Raw genomic sequence first — 14,964 nt, forward strand, 5'->3', positions numbered from 1 at the left:
AAACATCTCATCGAGTTCCATTCATCTTCATGAACGGAGATCGACACATAACCGCTTTTGGTTGAGCAGAATCGCGCCATCTGCGTACACGCAGCATGGACCTGCATGTCGAATTCTGGCCCGTTGCGTCATTTACTGCCGCGCAGCAATTCCATCGCTTTGGGCGCGAAGCGGATATCGACTTCAGTGGATCGCACAAGCGGCGTAGGCGACGGAGCTCTTCTTCGGGCCCACATCGCGGCGCCAAGCCGTGCCTCAAATCCCGAGATAGAGGCATGGATTGCTTCGCTTCGCTCGCAATGACGGCGGAGTTTGCGGCGAGCGCCGGCGCAAGGCGGTCGGCCTCACCGGCTGCCAGTGCGATCCAGACCGTGGGCGTTGATATCGACCAAATCGAGCTGTCGATCATCTGCACAGCTTCGTCATCGTTCACCCTCATCCCGCTTTGGCGGCCAAGCGGACATCCGGCCGGCATCTGCTGAACTTGGGAGGGCCTACCTGACCCTCAGTGTCTCAAAATGCGATTTCCCGATTGCTGCTTACTCACTCTCGTCCTTCACCAACGGTCCTAAGAGACCTATTGACATAAAAAAATAGATAACAACGGGCGACATTATCGACCTCAGAAGCGACTGGTGGGAAAAACTGCTGACTGGGTAGTAGCGGACAAGGACGAAGCAAGCTACGCCCAACAGAAACGAACCTACAAACGGCCATGGCCATCTCCGAAACAGGGTATTACTCACACGGAAATTGCGTAAGAATATCGCCATGAATACCAAGGCAGCAGCTCCTGACAGGAGCAGATTGAACGACTTCAAGAAAACGAAAACGCATTCGTAGCGAGGCAGAGAGCTTCTGACGGCATTTATCTCGTCGTTCAATGAAGGCCACACATGAGACGAATAACCCGCCAGCCCGCAGCCTAGCTGAGAATCCGTGCCGAGACCGAAACCGACCACTACCGAGAAGTACGACGCGAGCAGCAACCATACGACTGCCATGCATAATTTTCGTCCTGCTTCCATGGATAGCATGCGAGATGACCTTTTTATTCTTCGGCGGGTCGAACAAGCAGGCTACGCGGTGCAGCTGGTCTGGAGCGACACCTTCTTCGAGCCGACATCGCGGCGCCTAGCGTATCTCAAATGCCCAAATACCGGTGCTGCAGATCGGGCTCGGCGACCAGTTGCTCCGATGTGCCGCTCCACACGGTCCGGCCGCGCTCGATGATGTAATGGCGGTCGGCGATGCGGGCGAGGTTTCCGACGTTCTTGTCGATCACCAGCACGGACTGGCCGCGTCCTTTCAGCATCGACAGGCAGCTCCAGATCTCGTCGCGGATCAAGGGGGCGAGGCCTTCGGTGGCCTCGTCCAGGATCAGGAGTTTCGGATTGGTCATCAGTGCGCGGCCGATGGCGAGCATCTGCTGCTCGCCGCCGGAGAGCGTGACGCCCATGTTGCTGCCGCGCTCGGCGAGCCGCGGGAACAGCGCGTGGATCTTCTCCAGCGTCCAGGGATCCGAGCTGCGCAGACGATTGCCTGAGGCCGCGACCAGGTTTTCGCGCACGGTCAGGTTCGGGAAGATCTGCCGGCCCTCCGGCACCAGGCCGATGCCGAGTTTCGCAATCTTGTAGGAGGGCAGGCCACGCACCTGTTGCCCGGCGAAGCGGATCGCGCCTGATCGCGCCGGGGTCAATCCCATGATGGAGCGGATCGTGGTGGTCTTGCCCATGCCGTTGCGGCCCATCAGCGCGACCATCTCGCCGCTCTTGATCGAGAGCGACAGGCCGAACAGCACCTGGCTGAGGCCGTAGCAGGTCTCGATCCTCTCCACTTCAAGCAACGTGTCAGCCAATTGGGTCTCCCTGGCGGGTCACCGCATGCTGCTCGCCGAGATAGGCCCGCTTCACCTCTTCGTGCCGGCGGATCGCATCCGGCGTATCGCAGGCGATAACGCGGCCATAGACCAGGACCGTGATGCGGTCGGCGAGTGCGAACACCGCTTCCATGTCGTGCTCGACCAGCACGATGGTGAATTCCTTGCGCAGCTCCTTCAGCAGTCCGACCATCCGCGCGGACTCGGTGACGCCGAGGCCTGCCATCGGCTCATCCAGCAGCAGGAGCTGCGGCTTGGTTGCGAGCGCCACCGCGAGTTCGAGCTCACGCTGCTCGCCATGGCTAAGCTCGGAGACCAGGACATCGGCGCGCGATCCGAGGCCGACGCGTTCCAGCGCCGCACGCGCGGTATCGCGCAGGTGCTTCTCCTTGCGCGCGTTGCCCCAGAAGCGGAAGGAGTGGCCGTCATGCGCCTGCGCCGCGAGCGCGACATTGTCGATCGCGGTGAAATCCTTGAGCAGCGAGGTGATCTGGAACGAGCGCGCCAGCCCGAGCCGGCTGCGCCGATAGGACGGCAGCCGCGTGACGTCGCGACCGGCAAAATGGATGCTGCCGGAATTCGGCATCAATTGCCCGGTCAACTGGCTGATCAGCGTGGTCTTGCCGGCGCCATTGGGGCCGATGATCGCGTGCAACTCGCCGCGCGGCACCTCGAGCGACAGATTGTCGGTGGCGAGGATGCCGCCGAAACGGCGCACCAGATTGTCGACGCGAAGCAGGGGATCAGCCACGACGCACCCTCCCGAGCAGGCCCATGATGCCACCACGCGCGAACAGCACGATCAAGACCAATAGCGGGCCCATGATCAGCGCCCAATATTCGGTGAACTGCGACAGCAATTCTTCCAGCACGAGGAAGACGATCGCGCCGATCAACGGGCCGAACAGCCAACCCATGCCGCCGAGGATCACCATCACCATGAGTTCGCCGGAGCGGGTCCAGTACATCACGGCCGGGCTGACGAAATCCGTATTGTTGGCGAGCAGTGCGCCGGCAAGGCCGCAGATCGTGCCCGCGATGACGAAGCAGGTCAGCCGGTAGCGATAGGCCGGAAAGCCGATCGCCTGCATGCGCTGCTCGTTGGAGCGCACGCCCTGCACCACCAGGCCGAACCGCGAATTGACGATGCGCCAGATCAGGTAGATGCCGCCGAGGAGGCAGGCGAGGCAGAGATAGTAGAACTGCGTGCGGTCCGAGAGGTTGATCAGCCCGTCGAAGGTGCTGCGCTTGTAGATGGTCAGGCCGTCGTCACCGCCATAGCGCGACAGCGCGGAGGCGACGTAATAGGCCATCTGCGCGAAGGCGAGCGTGATCATGATGAAATAGACGCCGCGGGTGCGCAGGGAGAGCGAGCCGATCACCAGCGCAAACAAAGCGGAGACGGCGAGCGCCACCGGCCACTGGATGAAGCCGGAGCCGATGCCCTCGGCCGCCAGGATGCCGACCGCATAGCCGCCGATGCCGAGATAGGCGGCGTGGCCGAAGCTCATCATGCCGCCATAGCCCATCATCAGGTTCAGGCTCGAGGCCGCCAGCGCAAAGATGATGATGCGCGTGAACAGCGTCAGGATGAAGATATTGCCTGTAACAGCCGAATAGACCGGCAGCAGGACAAGCGCGGCGCAAACCACCGCCACAACGGCGTTGCTGGCGTTGAGCTTGAACTTCATCGCTTGGCGGCCGGAAACAGCCCCTCCGGCCGCATGACCAGCACGATCGCCATCAACAAATAGATCAGCATCGAGGACAAAGCGGGTGCGGCGGTCGAGGCGGCGGCGCCGCTCAGCACCTTGCGCAGGAGATCCGGCAGGAAGGCGCGGCCGAGCGTGTCGATCAGGCCGACGAAGATCGCGGCGAGGAAGGCGCCGCGGATCGAGCCGATGCCGCCGATCACGATGATGACGAAGGCGAGGATCAGGATGTTCTCGCCCATGCCGATCTGCACGGTCAGGATCGGCGCCTGCATCAAGCCGGCAAGGCCCGCGAGCGCGGCCCCAAGACCGAACACCAGCGTGAACAGCAGCTTGATGTTGATGCCGAGCGCACCGGCCATCTCGCGGTTGGAGGCGCCGGCGCGGATCAGCATGCCGATGCGGGTGCGCATCACCACGAGATAGAGCAGCGCGGCGACCAGCAGCGCGACAATGATGATCGAGAGCCGGTAGGCCGGATAGTACACGCCGGGCAGCAGCTGCACCGGGGTGGTCAGCCATGTCGGCAGCGGCAGCGCAAGGCCCGCCGGGCCCCAGATCAGCCGCACCATGTCATTGAAGAACAGGATCAGGCCGAAGGTCGCCAGCACCTGGTCGAGATGGTCGCGGCCATAGAGATGCCTGAGCGCCACGAATTCAAGGGCGATGCCGAGCAGAAGCGTGGCGGCGAGCGCGAGGATCGCGCCAAGCACGAAGCTGCCGGTCCAGCCGACAAAGGTCGCGGCGAAATAGGCGCCCATCATGTAGAGCGAACCATGCGCCAGGTTCACGAAATCCATGATGCCGAACACCAGCGTGAGCCCGGCCGCCAGCAGGAACAAGAGCAGGCCGAACTGCAATCCGTTCAGAAGTTGTTCGATCAGAAGGAACATCGGGAGCTTAAGTCAGCCTCACAAACAAAACAGCGGCAGCGCGCATGCGCCGCCGCCTTCTCCCTTGCCCCGCCCTTGCGGGGTCGAGACGAGCGAAAGCTCGCTCTGAGAGCGTTGGCGTGAGGGGCTGCCTCCACGAACACCGCGCTCGCGGAGAGGCCCCCTCACCCGGATCGCAAGAGCGATCCGACCTCTCCCCGCAAGCGGGGCGAGGTGACTTACAATTACTTCATCGGGCACTTGTCGTGAAACCGGTCCTGGTCGTTCTCGACGATGGTTGCGACGGTCTTCAGCGATAGCTGACCGTCCGCGTCCTTGACCACGTCCTGCAGGTAGAAATTCTGGATCGGGATGTGGTTGTTGCCGTATTTGAACGGACCACGCAGCGACTTGAAGTTCGCCTTCTCCATCTCCGCCTTCATCGCGTCCTTTTTGGTCAGGTCGCCCTTCACTGCGACCACCGCGCTGTTGATGAGCTGGGCGGCGTCATAGGCCTGCGCGCCATAATAGGTTGGGCGCAGGTTCGCGTATTTCTTGCGGTAATCGGCGACGAAACGCTTGTTCTCTTCATTCGGCAAATCGTTCACCCATTCCTGGGCCCCGGGAACGCCGAGCGCGTTCTCCTTTTGCAGCGGCAACGACAATTCGTCGATGGTGAAGGCGGTGTAGAGCGGGATCTGCTGCTTGATGCCAGCCTGCACATACTGGTTGAGGAACTGCACACCGGCGGCGCCCGGATAGAACACGAAGATCGACTCGGCCTTCGAGTTGCGCGCCTTGGTCAGCTCGGCGGAGAAATCGAGCTGGCTCGGCCACACCGTATATTCCTCGCCGACCACTTCGCCCTTGAAGGTGCTCTTGACGCCCGCAAGCATGTCCTTGCCGGCGGCATAGTTCGGCCCGATCAGGAACACCGATTTCACGCCCTTCTGGTTCATGTAGAGGCCCATGGCGGCGGGCGTCTGGTCGTTCTGCCAGGAGGTCGAGAAGACGTAAGGGGAGCAAAGCTCGCCGGCGAGCTGCGACGGACCGGCATTGGCCGAGATCAGGAAGGTCTTGCTGTCGACGGCGGTCTTCAGCGAGGCCAGGAGCACGTTCGACCAGATGTAGCCGACGATGAAATCGACCTTGTCGGACTGCATCAGTTTCTCGGTCTTCTGCTTGCCGATATCGGGCTTCTGCTGGTCGTCCTCATAGATCACCTCGACCGGCTTGCCGTCCATCTTGCGGCCGAGATGGTCAAGCGCCAGCTCGAACGAGTTCCGCATATCGTTGCCGATGACGGCGGTCGGACCGCTGAAAGTCGAGACAAAGCCGATCTTGATGGTGTCAGCCGCCAATGCGGGCTGGGCCAGCGCCAGCGCGGTGACGCCCGCCAGCCAAAATGACGTTTTCATGTCCACTCCCCTCCTCCTCAACCATTCCAACCGACCCGCCAGGCGGGTGAACCGTCCGGCAGCGTTGTCCGTGCCCCCGTCACTCCCTTTTTAGGTGACGTGTTTTGTGCGCGGAATCCTGACCGGGCAGCAAGCGCGAACCGAAGGCGGCGTTTAGAACCTTCGGCGCATGCTTGCGCCTGATCTGCACCATAATTCGTAAAATGCGAGGCTGGCAAGAATTATAGTGCCGGTTGCGCGGGCAACCATTGTCGCAGTTCTGGAGCTGTTGCCGGCCCCGCTGGCTGGCGCAATAGCCCCGACACTTTCGCTGGCCGGCGCACTGTTCAATAGCCTGATGCTCACGGCGACGGCACCGCGAGGGCTGACCCCACACGCTTTCGCTATCGTGCGATTAGAAAGAAGCGCCTTGGAACGACTACGCGAACTAATACATAATTCGCCCGGAGATACCGAGAACCCTGGGGCCATATTCGATGACGACGCCGCCGAAAGATCCGCATCACGTGGTGATTGTCGGCGCGGGGTTTGGCGGCCTGGAGGCGACCTTTGGGCTCGCCGGCGCGCCGGTGAAGATTACCTTGATCGATCGCCGCAACCATCATCTGTTCCAACCGCTGCTCTACCAGGTCGCAACCGCTTCGCTGGCGACCTCCGAAATCGCCTGGCCGATCCGCTACCTCCTGCGCGACCGCCGTGAGGTGACGACGCTGTTCGCCAACGTCAACAGCATCGACACCGAAGGCAAGCGTGTCGTGCTCGATGACGGCGACAGCGTCCCCTACGACACGCTGATCCTGGCGACCGGCGCACGCCACGACTATTTCGGCCACGACGAATGGGAGCCGTTCGCACCGGGCCTCAAAACGCTCGAGGATGCCACCACGCTGCGGCGCCGCATCCTCGTCGCCTTCGAGCGCGCCGAGCGCGAGACCGATCCGGCGCGCCGGGCAGCACTACTCACCTTCGTCATCGTCGGCGCCGGACCGACCGGCGTCGAAATGGCCGGCACCATCGCCGACCTCGCACGCGATACGCTGGCGCCCGACTTCCGCAACATCGACACCCACAAGACCCGCGTCGTGCTGATCGAGGCGGGCTCGCGGGTGCTCGCGGGCTTTCCCGACGATCTTTCGACTTATGCGCAGCGCTCGCTGGAAAAGCTCGGCGTCGAGGTCATGCTGGGCGCGCCGGTCACCGAATGCGATGCCGACGGCGTGGTTTATGGCGGCAAGAGGCTGGACGCACGGACCATCATCTGGGCCGCCGGCGTGCGCGCCTCGCGGGCCGCCGAATGGCTGAACGCCCCCGCCGACCGCGCCTACCGGCTGCAGGTCAATCCCGACCTCACCGTCCCCGGCCATCCCGACATCTTTGCGATCGGCGACACCATCACGATCGCCGGCCCCGACGGCAAGCCGGTGCCCGGCATCGCGCCAGCCGCGAAGCAGGAAGGGCGTTATGTCGCATCGCTGATCAGGGCGCGGCTCGAGGGCCGCACGCTGCCGCCATTCCGCTACAAGCACCAGGGCAGCCTCGCCCAGATCGGCAAGCGGCTCGCCGTGATCGATTTCGGCTGGCTCAAGCTGCGCGGCGCCATCGCCTGGTGGATCTGGGGCATCGCCCACATCTACTTCCTGATCGGCATCCGACACCGCCTCAGCGTCGCGCTGAGCTGGCTCTGGATTCACGCCCGCGACCAGCGCGCGGCCCGGCTGATCACGCAAGGCAGCAGCAAGGTGGCGCGATAACTTTAACCAAAAAGAACCGCTGGAACGTCCTTATTGCGGGCAGCGACCCCGCAGCGATGATTGAAATATGAGCACTCAAACCTCCCCCAGGAAGCCGCGCCGGCCGAGAGCCGCGCAAGCTGCTTCTGTCAATTCCGGCCCGACACTCGACCTCGACCGCTATGTGCCGGGCTTCGTCACCTTCATTGCCAACAAGCTCTCCAACAGCGCCACCACGCTCTACCAGCGTCATTTCGGCGTCAACGTCACCGAGTGGCGGATCATGTCGCAGCTCGCGATCGAGCCGGGCATCCCGGCCTCCCGCATCTGCCACATCATCGGCTTCGACAAGGGACCAGTGAGCCGGACGCTGGCGCTGTTGCAAAAGCGCGGGCTGGTCGCGATCCGCGCCAACCCGCATGACGGCCGCAGCCATTCGATCGCGCTGACGGCCAGAGGCCGCGCGATCCATGACAAGGTTATCGTCGCCGCGCTCGATCGCGAGCGTCGGCTGTTGTCCTGCCTGCGCAAGGACGAGCGGGAGGTGTTGATCGATCTGTTGCGGCGGCTGCACAATAATCTCGGCGCCATCACCGGCCGGACCGGCTCCTGACTCCAGGTCCGGTGTCAGCCGGCGCAGGCGATCCATTCACGCGAAGCATCATCGTCCAGTACCGCTACCGCGCCGGCGCGGCGCGTCAGCACCGCGCGCTGGTTGATGTAGCCCTTGTCGGTGATCTCGCCGCCGTCGACGGAGGCGGGCTCCGCAAGCAACAGCGCGCGCGTGGCATGGCCGGAGGAGTTGCCGCTCTGCGCCTTCAGTCTTGCAAGACCCTGCCCGATCGCGCCGCGGATCATTTCATGGCCGATCACATCGGAAACATCGGCGCTGTCAGGCAACCCGGCCCGCGCGCGGCAGGCGGCGATATTGGGGAATACCAGGAAGCGAACCTCGTCGCCGCCATGACCGGTGACGACGATGTCCTGCGCGAGCGGCGCCAGTGCGGCGATGCCGGCGACGCGCAGCGTGCCGACGCTGACCCAGGTGCCGGAATTGAGCTTGAAATCCTCGGCAACGCGGCCGTCGAAGAACAGCCCGCGCTCAGGCTTTTCCGGATCGGCAAACTTCACGGCATCGCCGATCCGGTAAAAGCCCTCCTCGTCGAACGCCTGCGCGGTCAGCTCCGGCGCCTTCCAGTAGCCCGGCGTGACATTGGGGCCACGCACGCGCACCTCGAGCTTGTCGCCGGAGGCGACGAGCTTCAATTCGGTGCCCGGGACCGGCACGCCGATATTGCCGGAACGCTCCGCCAGGAAATGGCAGTCGGTCGCGAGCGGCGACGTCTCGGTCGAGCCCCAGGCCGACACCATCGGAAGCCGACGGCCGACCGTCTTCATGGACAATTCTTCCAGCGCGTCCCAAAGATTTTGCGGCAGCGCCGCGCCGGCATAGAAGGCGAACTTCACCTCGCAGAAGAATTTGCGGCGCAACGCGTCATCGCTCTGAAGCGTCGCGATCAGCATGTCGAAACCGCGCGGCACGTTGAAATAGACCGTCGGCACCACGCTGCGCAGATTGGCGAGCGAGGTCGCGAACAGGCCGGGCGCCGGCTTGCCGCCGTCGATATAAAGCGTGCCGCCGTTGCGCAGCACCAGGTTGAAATTGTGGTTGGCGCCGAAGGTGTGGCTCCAGGGCAGCCAGTCCAGGATCACGAGATCATCGCGCACTGTATCGAGGAAGGTCCAGGTCTGGGCCTTGGCCTGCTGGCTCGAGGTCAGCATACGCTGGGTGTTGATCACGGCCTTTGGCGCGCCCGTTGACCCCGAGGTGAACAGGAATTTTGCAATGGTGTCCGGCGTCACCGCAGCGAAGGCTTTTTCCACGTCCGCGGTCTCCGGCGTAGCCGCGATGGCGCTGAACGAAATGGCGTCGCTGTCGTCGGCATTGCCGCTGATGATGCTCGCGGTATGCAGCGGCTTGACCGCGGCAAGCGCCGCCGCGAACGGCCTGGTGGCGGAAACATAGATCGCGCCGGGCTCGAGCAGCCGGACCATGCTCTTCAGCTTGTCGAAATCTTTCGACATCAGCGAATAGGCCGGCGAGATCGCCGCCGAGGGCACCCCAACGTGCTGGGCGGCCAGCGCGAGCAGCGCATGATCGATGCTGTTATCAGAGAGGATCATCACCGGACGTTCGACGCCGAGACCCTGCGCAAGGATCCAGGAGGCAAGCGAACGCACCTGCCGCAGGGCATCGGCATAGCTGAGGGTGGTCCAGGGCGCCTCGACATCGGCGCGCTCGGCGAGGAAGACCCGGTCCGGCGTCAGCCGCGCCCAATGCTCCAGCCAGTCGCCGACGCAGCGCGCGCCTTCGCGCAGGGGCACGGTCGATCTCACGATGATGCTGCCGTCGTTCCGCCGATCGGCAACGATCGCGGGCACGGCAAACAGCATTTCGGGATCATCGCGGCGGGCGACGGCTAAGGTCATTGGGGCTTCCTCACACGCCCTCTTTGCTGGGGCTGGCTCTGCTCTACGCGACTATCCCGCCATCAGGCAATGTCGCCGCACGCCGCGGATAGAGGATCGCAAAGCTTGCGGTACTGCGCCCAAAAATTGGGCAGAGCATCGCAACCGGTCGTCGTTGCGCGCTTCCGCCGGTTCTCGGCGAGAGACTTAAGTCACGGAGATTACAGCCCGATTTCCGCAAGCACCCCAATACTGCAAATGTACACAATGGCACATCGCTTGCTTCGGTGGGCTTGGGTTTTGTCAGGCCGGGCGCCGTCGATTGTGACGGAGATCGGCCGACCAAATGGACGAGGCACCACGTGACTGAAACCGTCGCTGAGATCCTTGCTGCGCACCGCGCCGGCACCATGACGCCTGCGGAAACGGTCGCGCGCAGTTTTCAGCGCATCCACGACCATGGCGATCCCGCCGTCTTCATCACCCTGCGCGCCGAGAAAGACGCGCAAGCCGAAGCCGAGGCGCTGGCCGGCAAGGACGCCGCGCGCCTGCCGCTTTATGGCGTGCCGGTCGCGGTGAAGGACAATATCGACGCCGCGGGAATGTCGACCACGGCGGCTTGTCCAGCCTTCTCCTATATGCCGACGCATGACGCGACTGCCATCGCGCGGTTGCGCGCGGCCGGCGCCATCATCATCGGCAAGACCAATCTCGACCAGTTCGCGACCGGCCTAGTCGGCGTGCGCTCGCCCTACGGGATCCCGAAAAATCCAGTCCGCAACGACCTCATTCCGGGCGGATCGAGCTCGGGATCGGCGGTTGCGGTCTCCGCCGGACTGGTGCCGCTGGCGCTGGGCACGGATACGGCGGGAAGCGGCCGCGTGCCGGCGATGCTCAACAACATCGTGGGACTGAAGCCAAGCCTCGGATTGATCTCGACCGCCGGCGTGGTGCCGGCCTGCCGTACGCTCGATTGCATCTCGGTGTTCTCGCTCACCGTCGACGACGCCATGACGGCGCTGAAGGTGATGGCCGGCACTGATGGCGCCGATCCTTTCTCGCGCGAGCGACCGCTTGGCAAGATGACGGAGTTGCCGGCCAAGCTTCGGCTCGGTGTCCCCCGCAAAGGGCAGTTGATCTTCTTCGGCGACCGCCAGTCGGAGCAGCTTTATGCTGAGGCGATCGAGCGCTGGGCCGCGCTCGGCGCGACGCTGGTCGAATTCGACCTCGAGCCGTTCTACGAGACCGCGCGGCTGCTCTACGAAGGCCCGTGGGTTGCCGAGCGCTATCTGGTGATCCGCGATCTGCTCGCCTCGTCGCCGGAGTCGATCCACCCGGTCACGCGCGAGATCACCGCGGCCGGCGCGCGGCTCACCGCCGCCGAAACATTTGCCGCGCTCTATCGGCTGCAGGCACTGCGCCGGATCGCCGAGCGCGCCTTCGCCTCGATGGAGGCGATCGTGCTGCCGACGGCGCCGACAGTCTATTCAACGGCGCAGGTGCTGGCCAATCCGATCGAGCTCAACAGCCGGCTCGGCACCTATACCAATTTCGTCAACCTGCTCGACCTCTGCGGCCTCGCGCTGCCCTCGGCGATGCGGCCAGACGGCGCGCCGTTCGGCATCACGCTGCTGGCGCCGGCCGGCCGCGACGCGCTGCTTGCCAGCATCGGCCGCGTCTTCCATGCCGATACAAAGCTGCCGATCGGCGCGAAGTCGCTGCCGCAGCCGCTGCTCGCTCCGCTACCGCCGTCAAGCGGCGAAGACATTCCGATTGCTGTGGTCGGCGCGCACCTGTCCGGCATGGCGCTGAACGGCGAGTTGCGCGCGCTCGACGGACGTTTGCTCGAGGAGACCGCGACCGCGCCGGACTACAAGCTCTATGCGCTCGGCACCACGCCGCCGAAACCCGGGATGCTGCGCGTCGAAGCGGGCAGCGGCGCATCGATCGAGCTCGAACTCTGGGCGCTCTCGCCGTCATCCTTTGGCAAGTTCGTCGCCGCGATCCCGCCGCCGCTCTCGATCGGCACCATCCGCCTCGCCGACGGCCGCGAGGTGAAGGGCTTTATCGTGGAGCCGGCGGCGATCAACGGCGCCCGCGACATCTCCGCCTTCGGCGGCTGGCGTGCGTTCATGGCGGAGAGCGCTACGGTCTAGCCGTCATTGCGAGCGCAGCGAAGCAATCCATGCCGCCGCTTGTGGAGAGATGGATTGCTTCGCTGCGCTCGCAATGACGTGGAGGACACGTTTCCGACAACACCGATTTCGTAGATGGGCAAAGCGAAGCGTGCCCACCACCACGAGCAGTGCGCGAGATGGTGGGCACGCTTCGCTTTGCCCACCCTACGGGACTACGAAACTACACCGACACCGAGTAGATCTCGTATTCGCCGCGTACCAATGTGATGTGGGCGCGCATGGCGGCGGCGGCGCCGGTCTTATCGCCGCGCAGGATCGCGACCACGACGCGATCGTGCTCGACATGCGATTTTGCCAATCGTCCGAGATTGCGGAACTGGGCGCGGCGGAACGGCTGCACCCGGACCCGTGTCGCCAACGTCATCTCGGCGATATAATCGTTGTGCGACCCGGCATAGATCGTGTTGTGGAAGCGCTCGTTGACCTCGTGAAAGCGCTCGGGATTGCCGGTGTAGCTGAGCACGCGCAATTCCTCATGCACGGCTTCGAGCGCATGCCGGTCGGTTGCCGTCATCCGCTCCGCAGCGAGTCCCGCGCACAGCGCTTCCAATTCCGCCATCGCCTCGAACATGCCGGTAAGCCGTTCGACCGAGGGCCGCGCCACCACCGCACCGCGATGGGCGCGCGCTTCGACCAGGCCGCTCGCCGCAAGCTGGCGCAGCGCCTCGCGCACCGGCGTGCGCGAGACATTGAAGCGGCGCGCGATATCGGATTCGTCGAGCGGCGAGCCCGGCCCGAGCGCGCCGCGCACGATCTCATCGGCGAGCTGCAGGCGCAGCTCTTCGGCGCGCGTGATCCTGGATTGTTGCGGAGACGGACGGTCGACGCGCCGCACCAGCATGTCCGGTCCGGCGGCGGCAGGGCGACGCGGAAGGTCGTCCAGACTCATGTCTTCGGATCCTTCGGTTCGTCGATGATGCTGACATGAGCGGCAACGATTCTCCAGCCCTCGGGGAAGCGTATCCACGTCTGCATCTGCCGCCCCACCTTGCCAGGTGCGGAGTCGCGATAGAACAGGGTCGACGCGACCGCGGTGTCGCGGCCGTAGGTCGATATCACCGTCTTGTCGATCCGGCGATTGAGCCCGGCCGGCGAGCGCCCGGCGCGGAACGCCATGATCGCGTCATAGCCATAGAGATTCTCGCCCATGCCGTAGCGCAGCGTCCGCTTGTCGTTGCGGAACAGCTCATCCAGCACGGCGACGTCGTTCGACACCAGCGCCTTCTCGTAGCGCTCGAATTGCGCAGTCACTTCGGCGAGCACGTCGGGCAGATCGATGTCCATTCGCTAGAATCCTCGCGGCGGCGGCGCGGCGGCCGCGCCCATTTGCTCCAAAGCGTAGGCGACCCGCAGCGCGATGTCCTCGCGCCAGGGTGCGGCGATGATCTGCACTCCGATCGGCATCGGCTCGAGCGGAACCGGCACCGCCACCACCGGCAGGCCGATGAACGAAATCGGCTGGGTGTGAATGCCGATATTGGCGCGCACCGGCAGTTCGACGCCATCGAGCGTGAAGTTCACCTGCCCAAGCTTCGGCGCCACGCAGGGCGTTGCCGGGGCCAGGATCACGTCAACCGTCATGAACAGCTCCAGTACCTTCTCGCGGTACCAGCGGCGGAATTTTTGCGCCTTGTCGACATAGGGCGCCGGGATCATCGCACCCGCGATCAGGCGATCACGCACCGCGGGATCGAAATCATTCGGCCGCTTGCGCAGGCGATCGAGATGCAGCGAGGCGCCTTCCGTTGTCGTGATGACATAGGCCGCCGAGCGGGCCCGCGCGGCTTCCGGAATTTCGACCGTACGCGTCGCGTTGAGCGCCTTGGCGATGCGGCCGACGGCTTCAACCGCCTCCGGAAAGATGTTCTGCTGGAAATAGCCGCCGGCAATGGCGATGCGGAGATCACGGATGCCTCGCGCAAGCTGTGGCACAACCGGCTCGACCGGCCGCGGGCTGCAGGCGGCATCATCAGGATCCAGTCCTTGCATCGCGTCATAGGATAATGCGAGGTCACCTGCGCTTCGCGCCAGCGGCCCGAGATGATCAAAGCTCGCGACGAACGGAAAAGAACGCGCGCGCGACAGCCGGCCATAGGTCGGCTTCAGACCGAAGATACCGCAGAAGGACGACGGCACGCGGATGGAGCCATTGGTGTCGGAGCCGAGCGCGATCGGCACCAGGGCGCCGCCGACCGCACTGCCGGAGCCGCCCGAGGAGCCGCCCGCCATCCGCGTCGGATCGTGCGGATTGCGCGACGGACCGTCATGCACGTTCTCACCGGTGAAGTCATAGGCGTATTCGCCCATGTTGAGCGCGCCGACCAGCACGGCGCCGGCTGCTTCCATCCGCTCGATCAGCGTCGCATCGCGCGCGGCCGGCGGCAGATCGCGATTGATCTTCGATCCGGCGCGCGTGGAGAGGCCCTGCACGTCGAACAGGTTCTTCACCGCGAAGGGCACGCCCGCGAGCGGGCCGACGGTCTGGCCGGCCGCAATCGCTGCATCAAGGGCTTTGGCCTTGGCGCGGGCGCGATCGGCGGTGATATCGGTGAAGGCGTTGAGCACGGAGTCGTGCTTGGCGATGCGGGCGAGCGCCGCCTCGGTTGCTTCCAGCGCGGAGAGCTTTCGCGCGGCGACGGCCTGCGCGATGTCGGCGGCGGACAAGGATTGATCGGTCATTGCGCTA

The 14,964-nt window shown here is 64.3% G+C and carries 12 protein-coding genes; 3 read left to right on the forward strand and 9 right to left on the reverse strand.

All coding sequences use genetic code 11. The features are described from left to right. Positions 1-1,144: 1,144 nt before the first annotated feature. The 5 genes from ACZIRK_RS04785 to ACZIRK_RS04805 all read right to left on the reverse strand — a co-directional run bounded on the left by ACZIRK_RS04785 (position 1,145) and on the right by ACZIRK_RS04805 (position 5,881). Positions 1,145-1,858, reverse strand: a complete 714-nt coding sequence (locus ACZIRK_RS04785; protein ID WP_130226645.1) for an ABC transporter ATP-binding protein — start codon at positions 1,856-1,858, stop codon at positions 1,145-1,147. Next, a complete protein-coding gene (locus ACZIRK_RS04790) occupies positions 1,851-2,630 on the reverse strand; it encodes an ABC transporter ATP-binding protein (RefSeq protein ID WP_130226646.1) in 780 nt (259 codons plus the stop codon). Before ACZIRK_RS04790 ends, ACZIRK_RS04785 begins: the two co-directional genes overlap by 8 nt. Further along, positions 2,623-3,570: a branched-chain amino acid ABC transporter permease gene (locus ACZIRK_RS04795; RefSeq protein ID WP_130226647.1), complete on the reverse strand. Its 948-nt coding sequence runs from the start codon at positions 3,568-3,570 to the stop codon at positions 2,623-2,625. Before ACZIRK_RS04795 ends, ACZIRK_RS04790 begins: the two co-directional genes overlap by 8 nt. Beyond that, entirely contained in the window at positions 3,567-4,484 is a 918-nt protein-coding gene (locus ACZIRK_RS04800) for a branched-chain amino acid ABC transporter permease (RefSeq protein WP_130226648.1), read from the reverse strand. The genes ACZIRK_RS04795 and ACZIRK_RS04800 overlap by 4 nt, the downstream gene beginning before the upstream one ends. Positions 4,485-4,708: 224 nt before the next feature. Next, complete coding sequence (locus ACZIRK_RS04805) at positions 4,709-5,881, reverse strand: ABC transporter substrate-binding protein (RefSeq protein ID WP_130226649.1); 1,173 nt, start codon at positions 5,879-5,881, stop codon at positions 4,709-4,711. 476 nt (positions 5,882-6,357) lie between these two features. Here ACZIRK_RS04805 and ACZIRK_RS04810 point away from each other — a divergent pair, with 476 nt between their 5' ends. Both ACZIRK_RS04810 and ACZIRK_RS04815 read left to right on the forward strand, forming a co-directional pair. Further along, a complete protein-coding gene (locus tag ACZIRK_RS04810) occupies positions 6,358-7,632 on the forward strand; it encodes an NAD(P)/FAD-dependent oxidoreductase (RefSeq protein ID WP_130226650.1) in 1,275 nt (424 codons plus the stop codon). Positions 7,633-7,699: 67 nt separating this feature from the next. Continuing rightward, the gene (locus tag ACZIRK_RS04815) at positions 7,700-8,224 is read left to right on the forward strand and encodes a MarR family winged helix-turn-helix transcriptional regulator (protein WP_130226651.1); all 525 of its coding nucleotides are present in this window, start codon (positions 7,700-7,702) and stop codon (positions 8,222-8,224) included. Between the two features lie 14 nt (positions 8,225-8,238). Here ACZIRK_RS04815 and ACZIRK_RS04820 read toward each other — a convergent pair whose 3' ends face one another. Then, positions 8,239-10,101, reverse strand: a complete 1,863-nt coding sequence (locus tag ACZIRK_RS04820; protein ID WP_130226652.1) for a feruloyl-CoA synthase — start codon at positions 10,099-10,101, stop codon at positions 8,239-8,241. Between the two features lie 341 nt (positions 10,102-10,442). On the opposite strand from ACZIRK_RS04820, the gene atzF reads away from it, so the two are divergent. Continuing rightward, complete coding sequence (atzF, locus tag ACZIRK_RS04825) at positions 10,443-12,236, forward strand: allophanate hydrolase (RefSeq protein WP_130226653.1); 1,794 nt, start codon at positions 10,443-10,445, stop codon at positions 12,234-12,236. A 202-nt stretch (positions 12,237-12,438) separates the two neighbouring features. Here atzF and ACZIRK_RS04830 read toward each other — a convergent pair whose 3' ends face one another. Genes ACZIRK_RS04830 through ACZIRK_RS04840 form a run of 3 tightly spaced genes read right to left on the reverse strand, consistent with a single transcriptional unit; the run spans position 12,439 to position 14,957 of the window. Continuing rightward, the gene (locus ACZIRK_RS04830; protein ID WP_130226654.1) at positions 12,439-13,167 is read right to left on the reverse strand and encodes a GntR family transcriptional regulator; all 729 of its coding nucleotides are present in this window, start codon (positions 13,165-13,167) and stop codon (positions 12,439-12,441) included. Continuing rightward, entirely contained in the window at positions 13,164-13,562 is a 399-nt protein-coding gene (gene hpxZ / locus ACZIRK_RS04835; protein ID WP_130226655.1) for an oxalurate catabolism protein HpxZ, read from the reverse strand. Before hpxZ ends, ACZIRK_RS04830 begins: the two co-directional genes overlap by 4 nt. A 3-nt stretch (positions 13,563-13,565) precedes the next feature. Next, positions 13,566-14,957: an AtzE family amidohydrolase gene (locus tag ACZIRK_RS04840; protein WP_165435273.1), complete on the reverse strand. Its 1,392-nt coding sequence runs from the start codon at positions 14,955-14,957 to the stop codon at positions 13,566-13,568. Between the last annotated feature and the right edge of the window lie 7 nt (positions 14,958-14,964).

The organism is Bradyrhizobium sp. Leo114 (assembly GCF_055229415.2).